Raw genomic sequence first — 18,783 nt, forward strand, 5'->3', positions numbered from 1 at the left:
GCCCGGACCCACCGCGGCCGCGCCAGGGCCGGCTGGCGCCGCCTCGAACGCGAGCCGGGTTTCCGCGCCCCGCACAGCTGGCGCTGACCTCACACGCGAAGAGGCCCCTCCTTCCTCAAGAAGGAGGGGCCTCTTCGCGTGGCACCACCGGGACAGCCGACTGTGCGGGGCACGGCACACAACAGCCCCCGGCAGCCCAGTGGCCGCAGGGGGCAGTGCGCAACCCGGCGCTGAGTGGCTACCGCAGCCGCGCCATCAGCGCGTGCTCGACCAGGGTGATCAGCGCGCTCTTGGCGTCCGAGCGGTGCCGGGCGTCGGTGGTGATGATCGGGGCGTCGGGACCGATCTGCAGCGCCTCCCGCACCTCGTCCGGGTTGTACGGCTGGTTGCCGTCGAAGCCGTTCAGCGCGATGACGAACGGCAGGCCGCTGTTCTCGAAGTAGTCGACCGCGGGGAAGCAGTCGGCGAGCCTCCGCGTGTCGACGAGAACGATCGCGCCGATCGCGCCGCGGACGAGGTCGTCCCACATGAACCAGAAGCGGTCCTGGCCGGGTGTACCGAAGAGGTACAGGATCAGGTCCTGGTCCAGGGTGATGCGGCCGAAGTCCATGGCCACCGTGGTGGTGGTCTTGTCCCCGGTGTGGGTCAGGTCGTCGATGCCCGCCGAAGCAGACGTCATGACGGCCTCGGTGCGCAGGGGATTGATCTCCGAGACAGCGCCGACGAACGTGGTCTTGCCCACGCCGAAACCGCCCGCCACCACGATCTTCGCGGAAGTGGTGGAGCGGGAAGGACCGCCGCTAGAGCTTGCGAAGTCCACTGAGCACCCTTTCGAGCAGTGTCACGTCTGGCTGGCCGCCGGCGCTCTCGTCGCCGCCGGGCTGATGGATGGCGACCAGTCCTGCCTCCGCCAAGTCGGCGACGAGAATCCTGGCCACACCGAGAGGGATGGTCAGCAGGGCCGAGATCTCGGCCACCGACTTGATCTCCCGGCAGAGGTGGCAGATCCGCTGATGCTCGGGCAGCTGGCCCTGCATCTGGTGCGGCTGCGCGGTGGTGTGCACCAGCGCCTCGATGGCGAGCTGGTACCGCGGCCTGGTGCGGCCGCCCGTCATCGCGTACGGGCGCACCAGGGGATTGTTCGACGCCCCGGAGGGCGTCGGCTCGGGGGCACGGCGCTGCGGCTGCACGGGCTGGATGTGCGGCGCGTGCGGCTGGTCGTACGGCGAAGGGCCGGGGCCCTGCGGCGCGTACGGCTGCCGGTGGTCCGGTGGGGAGGGGTAGCCGTACCGGTTCTGGGAACCGTCGTTGTGACCCTGCGCAGGGTCGTACGACCAGTTGCCCGAAGACGATCCGTCTGGTGGTGTTACCACTTTCTCCTCCTCCGACTGTGCCTGGCACCCATCGTGTGGTAGCCGCGTCCCGAAACCTTATGGCCACGGGACGCCAAACCGCACCGTCCGTCCGTCAGTTGAGCAGGCTCCCTTGGAGCTCCGCACGAAGGTCCGGAGTCAGGACCGTACCGGCTCGGTCGACCAGAAGGGCCATCTCGTACCCGATGAGACCGATGTCCGCATCGGGATGTGCGAGAACCGCGAGGGAGGAACCATCGGAAATGGACATGATGAACAGGAATCCCCGCTCCATCTCCACAACCGTCTGGTTCACGCTGCCACCCTCGAAGATGCGGGAGGCGCCTGCCGTCAGCGACGTCAGCCCGGAGGCCACGGCCGCGAGCTGGTCCGCGCGGTCGCGGGGGAATCCTTCGGACATCGCCAGAAGGAGGCCGTCGGCGGAGACCACCACCGTGTGGGACACCCCCGGGGTGTTGTCCACGAAGTTGGTGATCAACCAGTTCAGGTTCTGTGCCGCCTGGCTCATCGGGCTCACACTAACGCTCCTGGTTGTAGGTGCTGTCAGGACCACTGCGGTGATTCCCAGTGGCCTGGCCGTTCGTTTCACTGCCTGCGTTGCGGCCTTGCTGGACGCCGCGCCGCAGGTTGCTCAGCCTGCCCCGGATGTCTTCCGGGGCGCGGGAGACCTGGGGGCCTCCCTGAGGGGTGGTCTCGGCGGCGCCCTCGACCAGGTTGGCCTTGGGCACCCGCCGCGGCAGACCGGATGAGGTCACCCCGCCCGCCTTGGGCTTCCGCAGCGAGGACGCCTGCTGCCAGCGCTCGTCGTTCGCCGAACGCCAGTTGTCGCCGTCGCCCTGCGGAGCCGCAGCGGAAGCCGGTGCCGGGAGCGTCGGCTCCTGGTTCGCCCGCCGCGCTCCGCCGGTGCCGCTCGCGGTGGACCCGCGGCGCGGAAGTCCGGCGTCGGTGAGTTCGTGGGCGGCGGAGGGGGCCGGTCCCGGACGGTCGAAGCCTACGCTGTCCTGCGTGCTCGCGTCAGCGGCCGGGGAGGGCTCCGGCTCCGGGGCGATCGCGGGGTACTGCGCCGGGTAGCCGTTCTGGTAACCGTCCTGCTGCGGCCAGTCGTCCTGGGCCGGCTCGGCGTAGGAGGGGTCCGGGTAGCCACCGTTCGGCTGGTAGTACGACTCGTCGTACGCCGGCTGCTGCTGTCCCTCGTACGCGGACTGCTGCCCGTCGCCGTACGCCTGCTGGTCGTATCCGGCGGGCTGCCGCTGGTCCGGGTAACCGGCCGGACCGCCGTCGAAGCCCTGTCCGTCGCCGTCGTACCCCTGGCCGTTGTCGTAGCCCTGCGGGGCGGGGAACTCGTCGGTGCCGGGCTGCTCCGGTCCGGACAGCGCGGGCTGCGGGCCCTGCGGCTCCAGGGCCGCCCGCCGCTCCTCGCGCATCCGGGAACGGCCGACCGGGTCCAGGCCGCGGATGTCGTCCGGGACCTCGTAGCGGCTGTCGTCGAAGCCGAGTTCCGCCGCGGTGCGCATCGGCTGCTGCTGGCTGAAGTCCTCGCCCGGGTAGTTCTGCTCCGGGATGATCTGGGAGACGGTGAACTCGTCGGGGCCGGTCTGCGCCTCGCCACCACCACCGTGGGTGATCGCGTCCGGCAGCATGACCAGCGAGGTCGTACCGGCCTGCTCGCCCGAGGGGCGCAGCTGGACGCGGATGCCGTGCCGGTCGGACAGCCGGCCGACCACGAACAGCCCCATGCGCTGCGAGATCGCGGCGTCCACGGTCGGCGGGTTGGCCAGCTTGTGGTTGATGTCCGCGAAGTCCTCGGCGGTCAGGCCGATGCCCTTGTCGTGGATCTCGATCATCACGCGGCCGTCGGGGAGACGGGTCGCGGTGACACGGACCTTGGTCTGCGGGGAGGAGAACGTCGTGGCGTTCTCCAGGAGCTCGGCCAGCAGGTGCACGAGGTCGGTCACCGCGCGGCCGTGGATCTCGGCCTCGGGGACACCGGACAGCTCGACCCGCTCGTACTGCTCCACCTCGGAGGAGGCGGCGCGGATCACGTCGACCAGCGGCACCGGCTGGTCCCAGCGGCGGCCGGGCTCCTCGCCGGCGAGGACGAGGAGGTTCTCGCCGTTGCGGCGCATACGGGTGGCCAGGTGGTCCAGCTTGAAGAGGTTCTCCAGCTGGTCCGGGTCGGCCTCGTTGTTCTCCAGGCCGGTGAGCAGGGTCAGCTGACCCTCGATCAGCGACTGGTTGCGGCGCGAGAGGTTGGTGAAGATCGCGTTGATGTTGCCCCGCAGCAGCGCCTGCTCGGCGGCGAGCCGGACGGCCTCGCGGTGGACCTGGTCGAAGGCGCGGGCGACCTCGCCGATCTCGTCCGTGGAGGTGATCGGGATCGGGGCGACCCGGGTGTCGACCCGGCCGGGGTCGGTGCGGGAGAGCTGGTCGACCAGCGTCGGCAGCCGCTGCTCGGCGATGCCGAAGGCTGCGTGGCGCAGCTTGCGCATGGAGCGGCTCATCTGGCGGGCCACCATGCCGGCCAGGATGAACGCGGCGAGCAGGGCGACCACGACGACGCTGCCGGTGACGAAGGCGTCGCGCTGCGCGTCGCCGGCGATGGTGGCCGCCTCGTCCACCGCGGTCTCGGCGAGGTCCGACTCGATCTGGCGGTAGCCGTCGAACTTGAGGGTGTTGAGCGCCCACCAGTTCTCGGCGGTGATGCCGCGGCCGGCTATCTCGGCGCGGGCGGCCGGGTCGGTGGAGTCGAGGCGTGCGACCTCGGCGACCATCGTGGGCGCGTCGGAGGGCGGCGGGACGTAGTCCGGATCCTGGGCCGCGGCCTCCTTGGCCTGCTCCGCCCCGTCCGCCTTGATCTCCTGCTCGAGCTGGGTCAGCTTGGTCTTGTCGGACTCGGTGCCACCGCCGATGTACTCCTGGACGGCGATGCCCTCGAGGTAGGCGTAGGAGGAGAGCGCGACGCGCTGGCTGGCGAGCTGGCTGTCGGTGGGTCCGGGCTTCACCAGCAGGTGCGTACCGATGGACCGCTGCAGCGACACCGCCGCCTTGGTCAGTGAGATCGCGTAGACCGTACGGCCGTAGCTGGTGATGTTGCCGGTGCCCAGACCGAGTTCGTTGGCGAACTGCATCAGAGGGTTGGCCACCTGGACGTAGCCCTCTTCGGTCTCCACGCCCTTGAGCTTGGAGGTGTACGCGGCGGCGCGCAGCGCCGTGAGCTTGGGCTCGGCCTCGCGCAGCACGTCCAGCCGGCGCTGCAGGCCCGGCTTGGACGGCATGTTCTGCGCGGCCGCGTCGAACGCGTCGGCCGCCTCGTCCGTGGCGGCACGGGCCTTGACGACGACCGGGTCGTCCTCGCCCTTGCCCTGCAGCAACGGGGCCGCGGTGAGGTCCCGCTCGCGGTAGAGGGCGTCGGCGTAGGTGAGGGAGGCCTGCACCAGACGCGCGGTGTTCTCCGCGTCCTCGGCCTCCTGCCAGGTGTCGATCGAGCCCTTCACCTGGAAGCCGCCCATGACCAGGCCGACCAGCACGGGTACGAGCAGGATCGCGTTCAGTCTGGTCGCCACCCGCCAGTTGCGCGGGGAGAAGCGGCCGCCGCTCGGAGCGGGCGGGGCAGTCGGTTCCGCGTCGTGCACGGGGGTGGGCGCCGCTGCGCGCGGCGGCGGGGTGAAGTTGCCCCGGGCCGATGGCTCGGGACTGCTCGTGCTTCGCCTCACTCGACCAACAACCTCTCGGCGGTCGGCACCAACGTTGTGCCGCAGTGTCTCAGAGCCCAGCATGCCAACGACTACTGAGTGCGTCTTTGACCAATGGGCAGTTCAGGCATTCCAGCATGCCGACCAGTGCTCCTCCAAACAGCGGACGGAGGGGTTCCGGCGTGATGCAAGCCGCAGATAAAACGGTCAAACGGAGCGAGCCCCGCCAAAAGGCGGGGCCTTCGTGCGCATAGGGGAACGGGCCGAACGCGTCGAGTGTCGGCATGACCCGATTCCTCTGCCGAAACGTTATGAACACCGGGGCCGGCCGTGTCCAAGGACACAGCCGGCGCCGGAACGTCTACGGCAACTGCCGTATGTAGTTGTGGCGTTGACTATCGGAGACGCGCCATGAGGGCGTGCTCGACCAGGGTGATCAGCGCGCTCTTGGCGTCCGAGCGGTGCCGGGCGTCGGTGGTGATGATCGGGGTGTCGGGACCGATCTGCAGCGCTTCGCGTACTTCCTCCGGCTGGTACGGCTGCTGTCCGTCGAAGCCGTTGAGGGCGACCACGAACGGCAGGCCGCTGTTCTCGAAGTAGTCGACCGCGGGGAAGCAGTCGGCCAGCCGGCGGGTGTCCACCAGCACGACCGCGCCGATGGCGCCGCGGACGAGGTCGTCCCACATGAACCAGAAGCGGTCCTGGCCGGGTGTGCCGAAGAGGTACAGGATCAGGTCCTGGTCCAGGGTGATGCGGCCGAAGTCCATGGCCACCGTGGTGGTGGTCTTGTCCCCGGTGTGGGTCAGGTCGTCGATGCCCGCCGAAGCGGACGTCATGACGGCCTCGGTGCGCAGCGGGTTGATCTCCGAGACGGCGCCGACGAACGTGGTCTTGCCCACGCCGAAACCGCCCGCCACCACGATCTTCGCGGAAGTGGTGGCGCGGCTCTCGGAGACCGCCTCGCCGCTAGAGGTTGCGAAGTCCACTGAGCACCCTTTCGAGCAGTGTCACGTCCGGTGCGCCGGTGTTCTCGTCGCCGCCCGGCTGGTGGACGGCGACGAGACCCGCCTCCGCGAGGTCCGCCACCAGGATCCGGGCCACGCCCAGCGGCATGTTCAAAAGCGCCGACACCTCGGCGACCGACTTCACCTCACGGCACAGATGGCAGATGCGCTGGTGCTCCGGGAGGAGCCCCATGAGCGCTGCCGGGTCGGCCGTCGTACTGATCAGTGCCTCGATGGCCAGCTGATAGCGGGGCCTGGTCCGGCCACCGGTCATCGCATACGGACGTACCAGTGGCTGGTCGCCCTCGTCCTCGTACGGCTCCGCGTACGGATCATGAGAGGCGGTGGGCGGGGTCATGGGTCCTCCGGACGGGACAGCAAGTCGGTCAGTCAAGCCGTCTGACGAGGCCGGTGGGGGGATTGTGGCGGCCGGACGGTGATTTGGTGAGACGGGTGGTGTCGGGGCCGGTCAGTGGAGCAGACTTCCCTGTAGTTCGGCGCGCAGGTCCGGGGTGAGGACCGCTCCCGCACGGTCGACCAGGAGCGCCATCTCGTAGCCGACGAGGCCGATGTCGCACTCGGGGTGCGCGAGGACGGCCAGCGACGAGCCGTCCGAGACGGACATGAGGAAGAGGAAGCCCCGCTCCATCTCGACGACCGTCTGTGCGATGTTGCCGCCTTCGAAGATGCGGGAGGCGCCGGCCGTCAGGGAGGTCAGTCCCGAGGCCACGGCCGCGAGCTGGTCCGCGCGATCGCGCGGGAAGCCCTCGGAGAGCGCCAGGAGGAGGCCGTCGGCGGACACGACGACGGTGTGGGACACCCCGGGGGTGTTGTCCACGAAGTTGGTGATCAACCAGTTGAGGTTCTGTGCCGCCTGGCTCATCGGGCTCAACTAACGCTCCTGCTGGTGAGTGGGTCGAGGGAAGCTGCCGGTCTGGGTGGAGCCGGCCTGACGACCCTGTGCGATACCCCGACGGAGATTGGTCAGCCGTCCACGCACGTCGTCGGGCGCGCGTGAGACCTGCGGACCACTCTGGTGGGTCTGCTCCTGAGCCGTGCCCGGGACGAGGTTCGCCTTGGGCACCCGGCGCGGAAGGCCGGAGGTGGTGACGCCGCCCGCGGCCGGTTGCCGGACGCGTTCGGCCTGCCGGACCAGCTCGTCGTTGGGCGAGCTGCGCCAGGTGGAGGTGACGGCCCGCTGCGGGCCGGTGGGCCCCTGCGGCTGCTGAGGTTGCTGCTGCGGCTGCTGCTGTTGCGGCCGCTGGGCCGGAGCCGGGGGATTGCCCTGCTCCTGTTCCCGGGCACCGTGGAACCAGTTGGTCTCCAGGGTGTCGTAGAGGGGGGTGCGTCCGTCACCGGGGCCGGACGCCGGCGGCAGTGCCCAGGCGTCGCCCGGCGCGCGGCCGTCGCCGGGCCGCTGAGGGCCGGGTCGCTGCGGCGCGGGCCCGCGGCCCGGCTGCTGCTGCGGAGCCGCGGGACGCTGGGCGCCGAAGTCGGGGCCCACCCCTCCACGCGGTCCGTTCGGCTGCGGACGCTCGAACTGGCCGGTGGAGGCCGGGTCCGCGAGGTTCGGGCGCTCCGGGAGAGCGTGCCGCGCGGGAGCGCCGCCGTTCCGCTCCGGAGCCGGGTACCGGTCGGCGGAGCCGTTGTCGTAGCCCTGCGGGGCGGCGAACTGGCCGGTGTCGGACGGGTTCTGTCCGTTGTACCGGTCCGAGGGAGCGCCGTAGATGTCGCCGCGGACGAACTGGGCGTTGTTCGCGTCGGGCCGGCCGTACTGGCCGGTGTTCTGCGGAGCGCCGGCACCGGAGGCGCCGTAGGAGGCGGGGGAGCCGGGGTTCTGCCGGTCGTCGAAGCGGGGCATCTCGGCCGTCGCGCCGGGGCCCTGGCGGTCGTCGAACCGCGGCATGGAGCTCGTCCGGGAGACGTCCGGCTCCTCGTGCCCGCGCGGGGCGTCCAGCGGGGCCCGGGGCACCGGCGGCTGGGCGTTCTCGTCGCTCCAGCTGGGCACCCGCGGCTGCTGGTCGCCGCCGGGCAGCTCGGCGCGCGGACCACCACGCGGCGGCAGCTGCGGACGACGGCCGCGCTCGGCGTTGCCGGTGCCCCGCTGCGGCGGCACGGAACCCCGGCCGCCGAACAGGTCCTGGCCCTGCGATCCGCCTTGACCCTGTGCTCCGCCCTGCCCCGGGGACTGCAGCCCCTGCGGGGCGCCCGGAGCCTGACCGCCGTAGCCGGCACCCGCGCCTGCGGGGGCCGGACGGCCCTGGCCCTGCGCGGAGGGAGGACCGCCCTGCTCGAACAGCGACGGCGCCGAAGACCTGCCCGGCTGACCCTGCGGGCCACGTGCCCCGCCCGGGGCACCCGGCCGGCCCTGGCCGTCCCGTCCGGGCAGCGCGGCCCGCGGACCCTGGCCGGCGGCGAGCCTGCCACCACCGGGCGCGCCGCCACCGAGGGCACCGGCGCCGGACTGACCGCCACCGGCGGACCGCCGCGCCGCCGCCGCACCGGCCGCGGCCTGCGCGGCGGCGGGACCGCCGGCACCCGGCTGACCGGGCTTGCCCTGGGGCTTCTTGCCCCCCTGGGCGACATCGACGGGCAGCATGACCAGCGCGGTCGTACCACCGGAGTCGGACGGGCGCAGCTGGATGCGGATGCCGTGCCGCTGCGACAGCCGGCCGACCACGAACAGACCCATGCGGCGGGAGACGGAGACGTCCACGGTGGGCGGCGAGGCGAGCCGCTCGTTGATCGCCGCCAGGTCCTCCGGCGACAGACCGATACCGGTGTCGTGGATCTCGATCAGCACCCGGCCGTCGGGCAGCGCGTGACCGGTGACCTTGACCTTGGTCTGCGGGGAGGAGAACGAGGTCGCGTTCTCCAGCAGCTCGGCGAGCAGGTGCACGAGGTCGTTGACGACGCGGCCGGCCACTTCGGTGGTCGGCACGGCGGTCAGCTCGATGCGCTCGTACTGCTCCACCTCGGACGCGGCGGCACGCAGCACGTCGACCAGCGGGACCGGGCGGGTCCACCGGCGGCCGGGCTCCTCGCCGGCGAGGACGAGCAGGTTCTCACCGTTCCGGCGCATACGCGTGGCCAGGTGGTCCAGCTTGAACAGCGAGGACAGCTGGTCCGGGTCGGCCTCGCGGGACTCCAGTTCGGAGATCAGCGACAGCTGGCGCTGGATCAGGCCCTGGGAGCGGCGCGAGAGGTTGGTGAACATCGCGTTGACGTTGCCCCGCAGCAGGGCCTGCTCGGCGGCGAGTCGGACCGCCTCGCGGTGCACGTCGTCGAAGGCCGCGGCCACCCGGCCGATCTCGTCCCGGGAGTGCACACCGACCGACTCCACGAACGTGTCGACGTCCTGCGGGTCGGACTCGGACAGCTGCTTGACCAGCTCGGGCAGGCGTTCCTGGGCGACCTTGGTCGCGGTGTCCTCGAGCCGGCGCAGCGAGCGGATCATGGAGCGGGCCACGACGAAGGCGCCGACCAGCGACACACCGAGCACGATCAGGATCAGCGCACCGGAGATGATCGCGTCGCGCTCGGTGGCGCTGCGCAGCTCACGGGCCTTCTGTTCCATCTCCTCGAGCAGCGTGTGCTCGACGTTCTTCATCTGCTGGATCTTGGTGGAGCTGTCGTCCAGCCAGTCCCGGTAGGACCGCTTGGCCATCGACTCCAGGCCGTCGGCCGACACCAGGGCACGGCCCGCGTACTTGTCGGTGGCCTTGATGGTGGCGTTGCCGTCCTCGATGGGCAGCAGCAGCTCGGTGGCCTTGTCCTCGCCGTAGATGCTCTTGAAGCTGCGCAGCTCGGACTTCTGGCTCTCCAGCGCCGACTCGGCGTAGAGCCGGTCGTTCTCGGAGAGCTTGCCGAAGGTGGTGTTGCCGGCGGGCAGCGCCGCGGCGAGGACCGCGCGCTGGATCGACGCGTACTCCTTGGCGGCGGAGAAGGAGGCCAGGGCGCGGGTGCGCTGGATCATCTCGGGGTTGCTGGTCGCCTCGGCCATGTCCTGGGAGAGGTCGATCAGGTTCTCGATCAGACGGTGGTACCCCTCGACGGTCTGGGTGGAGTTGTCCTCCGACACATAGGCCGTGTTGCGGATCTTCTCGAGGTCGCCCAGGTCGCCGGCGAGCTGGACCAGGTTGTCGCGGATGCCCTTGAGGCTGCCGTCCCGGCTGGCGTTGTTGATCTCCTCGGAACTGTCGAGGAAGTTCTTCCGAGCGCGGTCGGTCTTCTCGCGGTGGCCCTTGACCCCGAAGTCGGTGGCCTTGCCGCCGTGCGCCAGCGGGCCGGCCGACTGGTCGCGCTCCTCCTGGAGCGCGGCGGCGAGCTCGGTGGCCTCCTGGGTGATGTCCGTCAGCAGCTTCATGTTGTCGAGCTGCTGGATGTCGTCCATCGACTGGTTGATGCGCAGGGCGCCCAGCGAGGTGGCCGCGACCACCGGGAGTGCGAGCAGTGACACCAGACGGGTGGAGATGCGCCAGTTGCGCAGGGCCACGCGCGGTCCCGGGCCGTCGGGCCCCTTCGGGGGCTTCGGCGGGACGAGGGGAGTGCCCGCCGGTCCCGCGGGTGTGGCTCCGGGGCGGCCGGGTCGTTCGCCGCCTTCACCGTTCGCGGCCTGGCTCTGGTTCTGGGCGTGCTGGGGCGAGGAGCCGACGGCCCTGGGACCAGTCCCGCCGTGCTGCTCCGGCTCCGCCGAAGCGCTGCCATCCCTCTTGAAACGTCCCTGCACTAGCGTCGCAACCTCTGGACCAGGCGCCCCTCCGCGCGAACGGCGGGACACGGTGTCGGCGTCATAGGGGCGCCCTGAATGCGCCCCCGTGGTGGTCGTGAGTGACCGGCGTGGGTTCCCCTTGCTCACCGCCACAATGGCGCGTTTGTGCGCCCCCTGTGCGCCGGATCGATAACTGCGGCGGTCCGGGGAATTCCAGCACAGTGCGGGATGCCCCAACAAGGCCCGCGGGTCATGCCGCGACTTGTGTGACGCCGTGTGAGGGGCGGGTCACCGGGTGTAGAAAGTGATCTCACGCAAAGGGGGTGAATGGGGTTGATTCGAGGGAGTCGGGAGGGTGTCCCAGTCGCGATGATCAGGAGCGGAATGGTGCATTCAGGGGGTCAATGTCCGTTTCGACGGAGCGGTGCGCCGGTCCGGATTGACCCATTTGGCTGTCGATTCGTGAGCAAACTCACACGGTGATCGTGGCCCCTCGCGACGGTCGGCGGGGAATCAGATGTTTAGCCTGACGCTTTACAGGGATGGCAAAACAGACAACCCGCGTCCGACGGACGGTCCCCGGACCCCGTCGGACGCCCCGTGAACAGGACAGGTTCGAGTAAACAGTGAAGACGACGACGATGTTCCACAAGATCGCCAATCCGCGACGCACGACGCTGGCGCACCTCGACGGCGCCGCCGAGCTGCAGACGCCGGTCCACCAGGAGCACACCGTCGAACTCCCGGCCCAGACCGCCAACCCCAGGCGTACCATCCTCATGGAGATCCCGGTCGCGGCCGCCGTCGCGAACTAGCACTTTCCTCAGCCTTTCCCGGTACCGCCACCGACCAGTACGCGCGTCGGCCCCGGAACGCTCAGGGCGCACGGGCCCCGGCCGGTCCTGTGCCGGCCCACGCTCACAGGCGGCGCCCCCCTCTTCCAGGGGGGCGCCGCCTGTCATGCGCGAGGCGTGAGCGGCCTGCCGCGTTAGCCTGGAGCGTCAGACTCCAGCCAGCTCAGTCAAGGTCAAGGGGCCAAGAATCCCGTGCGCATCGCCAGATTCTCCATCGACGGGAACGTCGCCTTCGGCGCGGTCGAGGGCGACCAGCAGGACGAGCTCGTCCTGGACATCATCAAGGGCATCCCGTTCACGGACTTCGAACTCTCCGGCACCAAGGTCCCGGTGAACAAGGTCAGGCTGCTGCCCCCGGTGCTCCCCAACAAGGTGGTGGCCTTCGGCCGCAACTACGCCGAACACGCGAGGGAGATGGGCAACGAGGTGCCCGACGCCCCGTTCGCCTTCTTCAAGCCCGCCACCTCGGTGATCGGCCCCGGCGACGACATCCAGTACCCCTCCTTCTCCCAGGAGGTGCACCACGAGGCCGAACTGGCCGTGGTGATCGGCAGGATGTGCCGTGAGGTCCCGCGCGACCGGGTCAAGGACGTGATCTTCGGCTACACCTGCGCCAACGACGTCACCGCCCGCGACGTCCAGCGGCGGGAGAAGCAGTGGGCGCGGGCCAAGGGCTTCGACACCTCCTGCCCGCTCGGCCCCTGGGTGGAGACGGACCTGGACATCGCCGCCGCCGGCGACCTCACCGTCCAGCTCACGGTCAACGGAGAGCAGCGCCAACTCGCCCGTACCAGCGAGATGATCCACTCCATCGAGGACCTGATCGTCAACATCTCCGAGGCGATGACGCTGCTCCCCGGCGACGTGATCCTCACGGGCACCCCGGCCGGCGTCGGCCCCCTCAACGTCGGCGACGAGGTCGCCGTCACCATCGAAGGCATCGGCACTCTCACCAACAAGGTTGTCAAGCGTGGCTAGCGCAGCAGGTTCCCCAGTACGCGTCCGTTTCTGTCCGTCGCCCACCGGCAACCCCCACGTGGGCCTGGTCCGCACCGCCCTGTTCAACTGGGCGTTCGCCAAGCACCACCAGGGCACGCTGGTCTTCCGCATCGAGGACACCGACGCGGCCCGCGACTCCGAGGAGTCCTACGCCCAGCTCCTCGACTCGATGCGCTGGCTCGGCTTCGACTGGGACGAGGGCCCCGAGATCGGCGGCCCCCACGCCCCCTACCGCCAGTCGCAGCGCATGGACGTCTACGCCGACGTCGCCGCCAAGCTCCTCGAGGCCGGCCACGCCTACCGCTGCTACTGCTCCCAGGAGGAGCTGGACACCCGCCGCGAGGCCGCCCGCGCCGCCGGCAGGCCCTCCGGCTACGACGGCCACTGCCGCGACCTCACCGACGCCCGGGTCGAGGAGTACAAGGCCCAGGGCCGCGAGCCGATCGTCCGCTTCCGCATGCCCGACGAGACGATCACCTTCACCGACCTGGTCCGCGGCGAGCTGACCTTCACCCCGGAGAACGTCCCGGACTACGGCATCGTCCGCGCCAACGGCGCCCCGCTGTACACGCTGGTCAACCCGGTCGACGACGCCCTGATGGAGATCACCCACGTCCTGCGCGGCGAGGACCTGCTCTCCTCCACCCCGCGCCAGATCGCCCTGTACAAGGCGCTGACCGAACTCGGCATCGCGAAGCAGATCCCGGCCTTCGGCCACCTGCCCTACGTGATGGGCGAGGGCAACAAGAAGCTCTCCAAGCGCGACCCCCAGTCCTCGCTCAACCTCTACCGCGAGCGCGGCTTCCTCCCCGAGGGACTGCTCAACTACCTCTCCCTGCTGGGCTGGTCGCTCTCCGCGGACCAGGACATCTTCACGATGGAGGAGATGGTCGCGGCCTTCGACGTCGCGGACGTGCAGCCGAACCCGGCCCGCTTCGACCTGAAGAAGTGCGAGGCGATCAACGCCGACCACATCCGCCTGCTGGAGGTGAAGGACTTCACCGAGCGCTGCCGCCCCTGGCTGAAGGCGCCCGTCGCCCCCTGGGCCCCGGAGGCCTTCGACGAGGCCAAGTGGCAGGCCATCGCCCCGCACGCGCAGACCCGCCTGAAGGTGCTGTCGGAGATCACCGACAACGTCGACTTCCTGTTCCTGCCGGAGCCGGTCTTCGACGAGGCCTCCTGGACCAAGGCGATGAAGGAGGGCTCCGACGCCCTGCTGCGCACCGCCCGCGAGAAGCTGGACGCGGCCGACTGGACCTCCCCCGAGTCCCTGAAGGAGGCCGTCCTGGCCGCCGGCGAGGCCCACGGCCTCAAGCTCGGCAAGGCCCAGGCCCCGGTCCGCGTCGCCGTCACCGGCCGTACGGTCGGCCTGCCCCTCTTCGAGTCCCTCGAGGTCCTGGGCAAGGAGCAGACCCTGACCCGCATCGACGCGGCCCTGGCGAAGCTCGCCGGGTAGCCCGGTCCGACCGCGGGTGAGGGGCGGCGTCCGGAGCATCCGGGCGCCGCCCCTCACCGTTCTTGGGTACGGTCGGTCCCATGGCGATCCGAGCCGTCGTCTGGGACGTGGACGACACACTCTTCGACTACACCTCCGCCGACCGCGAGGGGATGCGGGCACACCTGCTGGCCGAGGAGCTGCTGGCCGGGTACGCCTCCGTGGAGGAGGCGCTGGCGCGGTGGCGGGAGGTGACCGATCTCCAGTGGGCCCGGTTCGCCGCCGGCGAGGTCGACTTCGAGACGCAGCGGCGCGACCGCACCCGGGTCTTCCTGGGGCGTGAGCTGACCGACGACGAGGCCGATGACTGGTTCGGGCGCTACGTCGTGCACTACGAGGCGGCCTGGGCCCTGTTCCCGGACGTCCTGCCGGTCCTCGACGCGCTCGCCGCCAGCCACCGGCACGCGGTGCTGTCCAACTCCAGCCTCCACGTCCAGGACCGCAAGCTGCGCGTCCTCGGTGTCCACGACCGCTTCGAGGCCGTCCTGTGCGCCGCCGAGCTGGGCGTCTCCAAACCCGAGCCCCGCGCCTTCCTGGCGGCCTGCGAGGCCCTGGCACTGCCTCCCGACCAGGTCGCGTACGTGGGCGACCACCCGGAGATCGACGGCCGGGGCGCGGCGGAGGCCGGTCTGCTGTCGGTGTGGATCGACCGGGGCGGTGCGTACGCGGCCCTGGAGCCGCCCGTCGGGCCGCGCAGGATCGCCTCCCTCGACGAACTCCCCGCGCTCCTCGGCACGGATACTCGTTTTGGAGCCGGGTCCGGCATCGGGTAATGTTCTTCCTGCGCCGCGGGGGACCGGGCCGGAAGGCCACCAACCTCAAGCGCACTGCTAGAACGAGAACCCTCCGGGGCTTGCGTTCCAGTGGCCTATGGTGTAATTGGCAGCACGACTGATTCTGGTTCAGTTAGTCTTGGTTCGAGTCCAGGTAGGCCAGCTCGCAGAGCTCATCTGCACCTGCGGATCTCATCCGCGAAGCCCCCGTTGTGTAGCGGCCTAGCACGCTGCCCTCTCAAGGCAGTAGCGCCGGTTCGAATCCGGTCGGGGGTACAGATCCATCCCGCGAGGGCGGCCGGGTAGCGCCCACTGTCCTCACGGTGAAACCATCCGGCTCCGGCCGGGTGAGGATCGCCAGGGCCCCCGTTGTGTAGCGGCCTAGCACGCCGCCCTCTCAAGGCGGTAGCGCCGGTTCGAATCCGGTCGGGGGTACTGAACTGGTCTAAACCATCATTGGTCTATGGTGTAATTGGCAGCACGACTGATTCTGGTTCAGTTAGTCTTGGTTCGAGTCCAGGTAGACCAGCTCGGACCTGCGGAAACGCAGAGTCCACGCCCCCGTTGTGTAGCGGCCTAGCACGCCGCCCTCTCAAGGCGGTAGCGCCGGTTCGAATCCGGTCGGGGGTACACGGGAAGACAGAAGGAAAGCCCTCCACCTCGGTGGGGGGCTTCTTCGTGTCCGCGTACCGAGGTGCGGCGGGACACGAGCCCGGGGGAGGGCCTGCCGCGGCGTTGAGGCGGGCCCGTTCCCGAGGGGGCGGGTGGGGTCAGGAGCGGCGCAGCGCCTCGGAGAGGCGGGCCGCGGAGTCGATGACGGCCTGGGCGTGCATACGGCCCGGGTGGCGGGTCAGGCGCTCGATGGGTCCCGACACCGAGACGGCGGCCACCACGCGGTTCGAGGGGCCGCGCACCGGCGCGGAGACGGAGGCGACGCCGGGCTCCCGCTCCCCGATCGACTGCGCCCAGCCGCGGCGCCTGACGCCCGACAGGGCCGTCGCCGTGAAGCGGGCGCCCTGCAGGCCGCGGTGCAGGCGCTCCGGCTCCTCCCAGGCCATCAGGATCTGTGCGGAGGAGCCGGCCTTCATCGTGAGCGTGGAACCCACCGGGACCGTGTCCCGCAGGCCCGACAGGCGCTCCGCCGCGGCGACGCAGATGCGCATGTCGCCCTGCCGGCGATAGAGCTGGGCGCTCTCGCCGGTCACGTCGCGGAGATGGGTGAGCACCGGCCCCGCCGTGGCGAGCAGCCGGTCCTCGCCCGCCGCCGCGGCCAGTTCGGCCATGCGCGGGCCGAGGATGAACCGGCCCTGCATGTCGCGCGCCACCAGGCGGTGGTGTTCCAGTGCCACGGCCAGGCGGTGGGCCGTGGGTCGTGCCAGTCCGGTCGCACCGACCAACCCCGCGAGGGTGGCCGGGCCGGACTCCAGAGCGCTCAGGACGAGGGCCGCCTTGTCCAGAACGCCGACGCCGCTACTGTTGTCCATGCAACGATACTTGCGTCTCACTCTGTGAAACGCAAGTTCAATTTTCGGTGGAACGCGCCACTCTTGACGTACGAGGCAATCGGCACGACGCATTCCGCACGACGCGATCGGTGCTGTGCGCCGATCAGCAGGAAGCACCGTGGCCCGTGGATCACCGGGCCTGGCGGCGACGCCCGGGACCAGGGGCGGGGGCGCCGTCTCCTCACAGATCTCTAGTTGGGCCGGCGCGTGTGTGCCGGCCGGAGGGAAAGCGATGGGTAGGACACTCGCGGAGAAGGTCTGGGACGACCATGTCGTCCGGCGCGCCGAGGGCGAGCCCGACCTCCTCTTCATCGATCTGCACCTGCTGCACGAGGTGACCAGCCCGCAGGCCTTCGACGGTCTCCGTAAGAGCGGCCGCGGGGTGCGCCGGCTCGATCTGACCATCGCGACCGAGGACCACAACACCCCGACCCTGGACATCGACAAGCCCATCGCCGACCCGGTCTCCCGCGTCCAGCTGGAGACGCTGCGGGCGAACTGCGCGGAGTTCGGTGTCCGGCTGCACTCGCTGGGCGACGTGGAGCAGGGCGTCGTGCACGTGGTGGGGCCGCAGCTGGGACTGACCCAGCCCGGCATGACCGTGGTCTGCGGGGACTCGCACACCTCCACGCACGGCGCGTTCGGCGGCCTGGCCTTCGGCATCGGCACCTCCCAGGTCGAGCACGTGCTGGCCACCCAGACCCTGCCGATGACCCGCCCCAAGACCATGGCGATCACCGTCGAGGGCGAACTGCCCGACGGGGTCACGGCCAAGGACCTGATCCTGGCGGTCATCGCGCGGATCGGCACCGGCGGCGGCCAGGGCTACGTCCTGGAGTACCGCGGCGAGGCCATCGAGAAGCTCTCGATGGAGGCCCGGATGACCATCTGCAACATGTCGATCGAGGCCGGCGCCCGCGCGGGCATGATCGCCCCCGACGAGACCACGTTCGCCTACCTCGAGGGCCGTCCGCACGCCCCCCGGGGCGAGGACTGGGACGCGGCCGTGGCCTACTGGAAGACGCTGCGCACCGACCAGGACGCCGAGTTCGACGCCGAGGTCGTCATCGACGCCGCCGAACTGTCGCCGTTCGTCACCTGGGGCACCAACCCCGGCCAGGGCGCGCCGCTGTCGGCCGCCGTGCCCGACCCCGCCTCGTACGAAGACGCCTCGGAGCGCCTGGCCGCCGAAAAGGCCCTGGAATACATGGGGTTGACAGCCGGCCAGCCGCTGCGTTCCATCAACGTGGACACCGTCTTCGTAGGCTCCTGCACCAACGGCCGGATCGAGGACCTGCGCGCCGCCGCCGACATCGTCAGGGGCCGCAAAGTCGCCGACGGCGTACGGATGCTGGTCGTCCCCGGCTCCGCCCGGGTGGGCCTGCAGGCCGTCTCCGAGGGCCTGGACGTGGTCTTCAAGGAGGCGGGCGCCGAATGGCGGCACGCGGGCTGTTCGATGTGCCTGGGCATGAACCCCGACCAGCTCGCCCCCGGTGAGCGCTCCGCCTCCACCTCCAACCGCAACTTCGAGGGCCGGCAGGGCAAGGGCGGCCGCACCCACCTGGTCTCCCCCCAGGTCGCCGCCGCCACCGCGGTCCTCGGCCACCTGGCCTCCCCCGCCGACCTCGCCGCCGACACCCCCGCGCCCGCTGGAGTCTGATCAGTCATGGAAGCCTTCACCACCCACACCGGCCGGGCCGTCCCGCTGCGTCGCAGCAACGTCGACACCGACCAGATCATCCCCGCCCACTGGCTCAAGAAGGTGACCCGGGACGGGTTCGAGGACGGGCTGTTCGAGGCCTGGCGCAAGGACCCCGAGTTCGTCCTCAACAGCCCCGAGCGCCAGGGCGCCACCGTGCTGGTCGCCGGCCCCGACTTCGGCACCGGCTCCTCCCGCGAGCACGCGGTCTGGGCCCTGCAGAACTACGGCTTCAAAACCGTGATCTCCTCCCGCTTCGCCGACATCTTCCGCGGCAACTCGCTGAAGAACGGCCTGCTCACCGTGGTCCTGGACCAGCAGACCGTGGACGCGCTGTGGGAGCTGACGGAAGCGGACCCCACCGCCGAGATCACCGTCGACCTCCGGGCCCGCGAGGTGCGCGCCGAGGGCGTCACCGCCGCCTTCGAGCTCGACGAGAACTCCCGCTGGCGGCTGCTGAACGGGCTCGACGACATCTCCATCACGCTGCAGAGCGAGGCGGACATCGCCGCGTACGAGGCGAAGCGCCCGGCGCACAAGCCGCAGACGATCACGTCGCCGGCCGCCTGACGCGAAGTCCTCGCGGCAGGTCGACTTTCGGCCACCCCAACCCCCCTCCGTACCCCCGATCGGACCGATCGGGGGTACGGCCGTGTCTGCACCCGTTCGGACCCGCGC

The 18,783-nt window shown here is 70.6% G+C and carries 15 protein-coding genes, 5 tRNA genes and 1 pseudogene; 12 read left to right on the forward strand and 9 right to left on the reverse strand.

All coding sequences use genetic code 11. The features are described 5' to 3' along the window. A pseudogene (locus AB0I73_RS12815) lies at positions 1–87 on the forward strand (acyl-CoA carboxylase subunit epsilon); the annotation flags it as partial. A 151-nt stretch (positions 88–238) separates the two neighbouring features. On the opposite strand, the gene AB0I73_RS12820 reads toward AB0I73_RS12815, so the two are convergent. The 8 genes from AB0I73_RS12820 to AB0I73_RS12855 all read right to left on the reverse strand — a co-directional run bounded on the left by AB0I73_RS12820 (position 239) and on the right by AB0I73_RS12855 (position 10,798). Next, on the reverse strand, positions 239–820 hold the full coding sequence (locus tag AB0I73_RS12820) for an ATP/GTP-binding protein (RefSeq protein WP_109381174.1): 582 nt from the start codon (positions 818–820) through the stop codon (positions 239–241). Further along, positions 801–1,373 carry a DUF742 domain-containing protein gene (locus AB0I73_RS12825; protein ID WP_363036615.1) on the reverse strand — a complete coding sequence of 191 codons (573 nt, stop codon included), beginning with the start codon at positions 1,371–1,373 and terminating at the stop codon, positions 801–803. The genes AB0I73_RS12820 and AB0I73_RS12825 overlap by 20 nt, the downstream gene beginning before the upstream one ends. Positions 1,374–1,467: 94 nt before the next feature. Further along, positions 1,468–1,881 (reverse strand): roadblock/LC7 domain-containing protein, encoded by a 414-nt coding sequence (locus AB0I73_RS12830; protein WP_055493648.1) that lies wholly within the window; start codon positions 1,879–1,881, stop codon positions 1,468–1,470. 10 nt (positions 1,882–1,891) lie between these two features. Continuing rightward, positions 1,892–5,086, reverse strand: a complete 3,195-nt coding sequence (locus AB0I73_RS12835) for a nitrate- and nitrite sensing domain-containing protein (protein ID WP_363036617.1) — start codon at positions 5,084–5,086, stop codon at positions 1,892–1,894. 374 nt (positions 5,087–5,460) lie between these two features. Beyond that, entirely contained in the window at positions 5,461–6,051 is a 591-nt protein-coding gene (locus AB0I73_RS12840; RefSeq protein WP_109381171.1) for an ATP/GTP-binding protein, read from the reverse strand. Continuing rightward, positions 6,032–6,427 carry a DUF742 domain-containing protein gene (locus AB0I73_RS12845; protein ID WP_109381170.1) on the reverse strand — a complete coding sequence of 132 codons (396 nt, stop codon included), beginning with the start codon at positions 6,425–6,427 and terminating at the stop codon, positions 6,032–6,034. Before AB0I73_RS12845 ends, AB0I73_RS12840 begins: the two co-directional genes overlap by 20 nt. 111 nt (positions 6,428–6,538) lie before the next feature. Next, positions 6,539–6,952, reverse strand: a complete 414-nt coding sequence (locus AB0I73_RS12850) for a roadblock/LC7 domain-containing protein (protein WP_363036776.1) — start codon at positions 6,950–6,952, stop codon at positions 6,539–6,541. Between the two features lie 9 nt (positions 6,953–6,961). Next, positions 6,962–10,798 carry a nitrate- and nitrite sensing domain-containing protein gene (locus AB0I73_RS12855; protein WP_363036620.1) on the reverse strand — a complete coding sequence of 1,279 codons (3,837 nt, stop codon included), beginning with the start codon at positions 10,796–10,798 and terminating at the stop codon, positions 6,962–6,964. Positions 10,799–11,406: 608 nt separating this feature from the next. Here AB0I73_RS12855 and AB0I73_RS12860 point away from each other — a divergent pair. From AB0I73_RS12860 to AB0I73_RS12900, 9 genes are all read left to right on the forward strand, one after another. Further along, positions 11,407–11,595, forward strand: a complete 189-nt coding sequence (locus tag AB0I73_RS12860) for a hypothetical protein (protein WP_363036785.1) — start codon at positions 11,407–11,409, stop codon at positions 11,593–11,595. A gap of 231 nt (positions 11,596–11,826) precedes the next feature. Further along, complete coding sequence (locus tag AB0I73_RS12865; RefSeq protein ID WP_363036622.1) at positions 11,827–12,612, forward strand: fumarylacetoacetate hydrolase family protein; 786 nt, start codon at positions 11,827–11,829, stop codon at positions 12,610–12,612. After that, positions 12,605–14,089: a glutamate--tRNA ligase gene (gene gltX / locus AB0I73_RS12870; protein WP_363036624.1), complete on the forward strand. Its 1,485-nt coding sequence runs from the start codon at positions 12,605–12,607 to the stop codon at positions 14,087–14,089. The genes AB0I73_RS12865 and gltX overlap by 8 nt, the downstream gene beginning before the upstream one ends. Before the next feature lie 80 nt (positions 14,090–14,169). Continuing rightward, on the forward strand, positions 14,170–14,901 hold the full coding sequence (locus tag AB0I73_RS12875; RefSeq protein WP_363036626.1) for an HAD family hydrolase: 732 nt from the start codon (positions 14,170–14,172) through the stop codon (positions 14,899–14,901). Positions 14,902–14,992: 91 nt separating this feature from the next. Further along, positions 14,993–15,064 (forward strand) — tRNA-Gln (locus AB0I73_RS12880). A gap of 40 nt (positions 15,065–15,104) precedes the next feature. Next, positions 15,105–15,177, forward strand: a tRNA-Glu gene (locus AB0I73_RS12885). An 86-nt stretch (positions 15,178–15,263) separates the two neighbouring features. Continuing rightward, positions 15,264–15,336 (forward strand) — tRNA-Glu (locus AB0I73_RS12890). Between the two features lie 22 nt (positions 15,337–15,358). Beyond that, positions 15,359–15,430: transfer RNA gene (locus AB0I73_RS12895), tRNA-Gln, on the forward strand. A gap of 28 nt (positions 15,431–15,458) precedes the next feature. Continuing rightward, positions 15,459–15,531 (forward strand) — tRNA-Glu (locus AB0I73_RS12900). Positions 15,532–15,671: 140 nt separating this feature from the next. Here the strand turns inward: AB0I73_RS12900 and ndgR are convergent. Next, positions 15,672–16,385: an IclR family transcriptional regulator NdgR gene (gene ndgR, locus AB0I73_RS12905; protein WP_109381164.1), complete on the reverse strand. Its 714-nt coding sequence runs from the start codon at positions 16,383–16,385 to the stop codon at positions 15,672–15,674. Between the two features lie 253 nt (positions 16,386–16,638). Between ndgR and leuC the strand changes: the two genes are divergently transcribed. After that, the gene (gene leuC / locus AB0I73_RS12910; RefSeq protein WP_363036628.1) at positions 16,639–18,066 is read left to right on the forward strand and encodes a 3-isopropylmalate dehydratase large subunit; all 1,428 of its coding nucleotides are present in this window, start codon (positions 16,639–16,641) and stop codon (positions 18,064–18,066) included. 6 nt (positions 18,067–18,072) lie between these two features. Then, positions 18,073–18,675: a 3-isopropylmalate dehydratase small subunit gene (leuD, locus tag AB0I73_RS12915; protein WP_363036630.1), complete on the forward strand. Its 603-nt coding sequence runs from the start codon at positions 18,073–18,075 to the stop codon at positions 18,673–18,675. Positions 18,676–18,783 lie beyond the last annotated feature (108 nt).

Origin of the sequence: Streptomyces sp. NPDC050388, from assembly GCF_040655635.1 — a bacterium.
GTDB lineage: Bacteria > Actinomycetota > Actinomycetes > Streptomycetales > Streptomycetaceae > Streptomyces.

Bases quoted from the DNA above. Each gene is read 5' to 3' on its own strand.
- leuD (WP_363036630.1), top strand. From the start codon at position 18,073: ATGGAAGCCTTCACCACCCACACCGGCCGGGCCGTCCCGCTGCGTCGC.
- ndgR (WP_109381164.1), bottom strand. From the start codon at position 16,385: ATGGACAACAGTAGCGGCGTCGGCGTTCTGGACAAGGCGGCCCTCGTC.
- AB0I73_RS12850 (WP_363036776.1), bottom strand. From the start codon at position 6,952: ATGAGCCAGGCGGCACAGAACCTCAACTGGTTGATCACCAACTTCGTG.
- AB0I73_RS12845 (WP_109381170.1), bottom strand. From the start codon at position 6,427: ATGACCCCGCCCACCGCCTCTCATGATCCGTACGCGGAGCCGTACGAG.
- AB0I73_RS12830 (WP_055493648.1), bottom strand. From the start codon at position 1,881: ATGAGCCAGGCGGCACAGAACCTGAACTGGTTGATCACCAACTTCGTG.
- leuC (WP_363036628.1), top strand. From the start codon at position 16,639: ATGGGTAGGACACTCGCGGAGAAGGTCTGGGACGACCATGTCGTCCGG.
- AB0I73_RS12875 (WP_363036626.1), top strand. From the start codon at position 14,170: ATGGCGATCCGAGCCGTCGTCTGGGACGTGGACGACACACTCTTCGAC.